The 4,309-nt window shown below is 73.7% G+C and carries 2 protein-coding genes; both read right to left on the minus strand.

The genetic code is table 11. The annotated features are described in order from the left end of the window. Positions 1–1,172: beta-ketoacyl synthase N-terminal-like domain-containing protein (locus tag ACZ4VF_RS37925; RefSeq protein ID WP_467931773.1), on the minus strand; the 1,172-nt coding region annotated here is incomplete at its 3' end. A gap of 95 nt (positions 1,173–1,267) precedes the next feature. Further along, the coding region (locus ACZ4VF_RS37930) for an SDR family NAD(P)-dependent oxidoreductase (protein WP_467931774.1) at positions 1,268–4,309 on the minus strand (3,042 nt) is incomplete at its 5' end.

Raw genomic sequence — 4,309 nt, forward strand, 5'->3', positions numbered from 1 at the left:
ACACCCGCCACACCCGCCGCGGCCTGCGCATGCCCGATGTTCGACTTCAGCGACCCCAGCCACAACGGCGCACCCTCAGGACGCGAACGGCCGTACGTCGCCAGCAGAGCCTGCGCCTCGATCGGGTCACCCAGCGACGTGCCCGTGCCGTGCGCCTCCACCGCGTCGACGTCCGCGGCGGACAGCCGGGCGTTCTCCAGCGCCTGACGGATCACCTCCTGCTGGGAGGGGCCGTTGGGCGCGGTCAGCCCGTTGGAGGCGCCGTCCTGGTTCACCGCCGTGCCACGGACGACGGCGAGGACCTCGTGGCCGTTGCGGCGGGCGTCCGACAGCCGCTCCAGCAGCAGCACGCCCACACCCTCGGAGAAGCCGGTGCCGTTTGCGCCCGCGGCGAAGGCGCGGCACCGTCCGTCCGGGGAGAGGCCCCGCTGCCGGGAGAACTCGACGAACATCTTGCTGTCGGCCATCACGGCCGCGCCGCCTGCCAGCGCCATCTCCGACTCGCCGGTGCGCAGGGACTGGACGGCGAGGTGGATCGCCACCAGGGACGAGGAGCAGGCGGTGTCCACGGTCACCGCGGGGCCTTCGAGGCCGAGGGTGTACGACACGCGGCCCGTGGCGAAGCTGCCGGTGCTGCCACGCCCGAGGTAGGCCTCGAGGTCCGCGGGGACCTGTCGTACGCGCGGGGCGTAGTCGTGGTGCATGATGCCCGTGTAGCAGCCGATCCTGCGCCCGCGGAGGGAGGTGGGGTCGATGCCGGCGCGTTCGAAGACCTCCCAGGAGGTCTCCAGCAGCAGCCGCTGCTGCGGGTCCATCGCCAGCGCCTCGCGCGGGGAGATCCCGAAGAACTCGGCGTCGAAGCCGGCCACCTCGTCGAGGAAGCCGCCCTCACGGACGTAGGACTTGCCCGGGACGTCGGGGTCGGCGTCGTACATTCCCGCCAGGTCCCAGCCGCGGTCGGCCGGGAAGGGGGTGATGCCGTCGACGCCGTCGGCCACCAGCTGCCAGAGGTCGTCGGGGGAGGTCACGCCGCCCGGCAGCCGGCAGGCCATACCCACGATGGCGATGGGCTCCCACGCCTTCTCCTCGACCTCGCGCAGTCGGCGTGTGGCCTGACGCGCGGTGGTGACGGCCTTGTTGAGGTATTCGCGGTACTTCTTGTCGTCGGCCACGGGAAAGGTCAGCTCCTAGGGAGAGTCTTCTGACGGCGGGTGGGCAGCGGGGACGGCGGGCCTCGCCGTCGGGCGGTTCGGTGCCGGCGGACGCGTCAGGAAACGGTGAACTCGTTGTCGATGATGTCGAAGACCTCGTCGTCGGAGACGGACTCGAGGTCGTCGTCCTCGTCGAGGGAGGCGTCCGGGGACCACTTCGCCAGCAGGACCTGCAGGGCTGCGGTGACCTGGGAGCGGACCGTCTGGTCGTCGGGGACGGAGGCGAGCGTGTCCCTGAGCTTCTCCATGCCGGCGACCGCGGGGTGCACCGCGGGGCCGCCCTCGGGAGCGAGTGCCTGGCTCAGGTGGTCGACGAGCACGGCCGGAGCCGGGTAGTCGAAGAGGAGCGTGGCGGGCAGCCGCAGGCCGGTGGCCGCGGACAGCTTGTTGCGCAGTTCGACGGCGGTGAGGGAGTCGAAGCCCAGCTCCTGGAAGGCACGGTCCGGGTGGATGGCGTGCGTGTCCTGGTGGCCGAGGACGACGGCGGTCTCCGCGCGGACCAGGTCGAGCAGGATCTCCTTCCGGGCGTCCTCTTCGAGGCCGGCCAGGCGCTGGCGCAGCGATCCCGCCGTGGTGAGGTCGGCTCGCCGGGCGCGGGCCTCGGCCGCCGCGATGCGGCGGGCCTCGGGCACGCCCAGCAGCAGCGGGGAGGGCCGCTGTGCGGTGAACGCCGGGTGGAATCGCTTCCAGTCGATGTTCGCCACGGTGAGGCCGCTTTGACCGCCCGTCAGGGCGCGGTCGAGGGCGGCCAGCATCATTTCGGGGCGTACGGCTTCGATGCCTTGACGGCGCAGCTGGGGTGCCGAGGCGGCGTCGACCATGCCGCCGCCGGCCCAGGCGCCCCACGCGATGGAGGTGGCGGTGCGGCCGAGGCTCCGCCGGCGCAGGGCGAGGGCGTCCAGGTAGGCGTTGCCCGCGGAGTAGGCGCTCTGGCTGCCGCTGCCCCAGACGCCCGCGATGGAGGAGAACACGATGAACGCGTCCAGGGGGGTGTCGCCGAGCAGGGCGTCGAGGTGGGCGGCGCCGGCGACCTTGGCCGACACGATGGCGCCGAAGTCGTCGAGCGTCGTCTCCGCCAGGGGGCCGAAGCCGTTGACGCCGGCGGCGTGTACCACCGTGCGGACCGGGTTGCCGTCCGCCTCCAGCCGTGCCAGCAGATCGGCCAGGGCCTGCCGGTCGGTGACGTCGAGGGCGGCCACGGTGACGCGGGTGCCGTTCTCGGCGAGTTCCGCGGTGAGTTCAGCGGCGCCCGGGCTGTCGGTGCCGCGGCGGCTGACGAGGACGAGGTGTCCGGCGCCGCCGGCGGCCATCCGTCGGGCGACGTGGCCGCCGAGGGCTCCGGTACCGCCGGTGATCAGCACGGTGCCGGTGGGCTGCCACGGCGTCTCGTCCGGCTGCGGCCGGTACAGCGGCGTCCGCTCCAGGCGGCGGACGAGGGCCGTCCCGGCGCGCAGGGCCAGTTGGTCCTCGTCGCCGGTGCCGCCGCCGAGCACGGTGGTGAGCAGGGCGCCCGTCGTGCCGTCGAGGGTGGCGGGGAGGTCGACGAGTCCGCCCCGGCGGCCCGGGTTTTCGAGCGCGGCGACCTGTCCGAGACCCCACAGGGCGGCCTGGTCGGCGCTGTGCACCGGGTCGGTGCCGGAGGTGGCGACGGCGCCCTGGGTGGCGAGCCAGAGCGGTGCCTCGATGCCGGTGTCGCCTAGTGCCTGGACCAGGGTGAGTGTCGCCGCCAGACCTCCGGTGACTGCGGGGTGTGCGGGGTCGGCGGCCTCGTCGAGGGCGAGCAGGGACAGGATGCCGGTGATGGTGCCGGTGTCGGGCACGGTGGAGGTGAGGAGGTCGGCGAGGGCGGCGCGGTCCGTTCCGTCGACGGGCAGCGGGACGGCGTCGGTTCCGCGGTCGCCGAGGGCGGTGAGGCATGCGGTGACGGTGGCGTCGTCCGTGCGGCCGGCGGGTACGGCGACCAGCCAGGTGCCGGTGGGGACGGCTGCCGGGTCCGTGATCTCGGCCGGGGTCCAGGTCGTCGTGTAGACCCAGTTGTCCAGCCGGGAGGACCCGGTGTGGCGGGCCAGCCGGGCTCCGGCGAGCTGTTCCTGGGTCACCTGGCGGCCTGTGAGGGCGTCGATGCGGGCGACGGGGGCACCCGTCTGGTCGGTCACCGTGACCTGCCAGGTCTCCTCCCCCGCGGGGACGAAGTGCGCCCGCAGCCGGGAGGCTCCCCGGGTCCACAGGGTGATGCCGTTCCAGGAGAAGGGCAGGCGGGGCAGGCCGGTGCCGTAGATGAGCGGTGCGTGCAGCGAGGCGTCGAGCAGGGCGGGGTGCAGGGAGAAGCGTCCCGCGTCCTCCTGCTGCTGTGCGGGCAGCGCGACCTCGGCGAAGATCTCGTCGTCGCGGGTCCATACGGCGCACAGCCCCTGGAAGGCGGGACCGTACTCGTAGCCGCGTTCGGCCAGGCCCGCGTAGACCGACTCGACGTCCACGGGTACGGCGGTGGCGCCGGCCGGGGGCCAGGCGAGCGCGGGCTCGGAGGACTCCGGGTCCTCGGGGACGAGCGTGCCGGCGGCGTGGCGCGTCCAGTCGGGTTCGTCGCCCTCGGGGCGGGAATGGACGGAGACGGCGCGGCGGCCGGACTGGTCGGGCGCGGTGACCTCCACGCGCACCTGGATGCCGCCCTCCTCGGGCAGGATGAGGGGTGCCTCGATGACGAGTTCCTCCAGGGACCCGCAGTCGGCCTCGGCGCCGGCGGTGAGGACCAGGTCGACGAAGCCGGTGCCGGGCAGCAGGGCGGTGCCCCACACGGCGTGGTCGGCCAGCCAGGGGTGGGTGCGCAGGGACCAGCGGCCGGTGAGGGCGATGCCGCCGGTTCCGGGCAGTTCCACGGCGGCACCGAGGAGCGGGTGTTCGGAGGGGGCGAGGCCGGCGGTGGTGACGTCGCCTGTGGTGCGCTCGGTCTTCAGCCAGTAGTTCTGGTGTTGGAAGGGATACGTCGGCAGTTCCACCCGCCGTGCGGACCCCGCGTCGAACGCCGCTGTCCAGTCGACGTCCACACCCCCCGCGAACACCTCACCCACCGACCGCAAGAACCGCTCCAAACCCCCCTC

Source organism: Streptomyces sp. NPDC029151 (genome assembly GCF_055564315.1).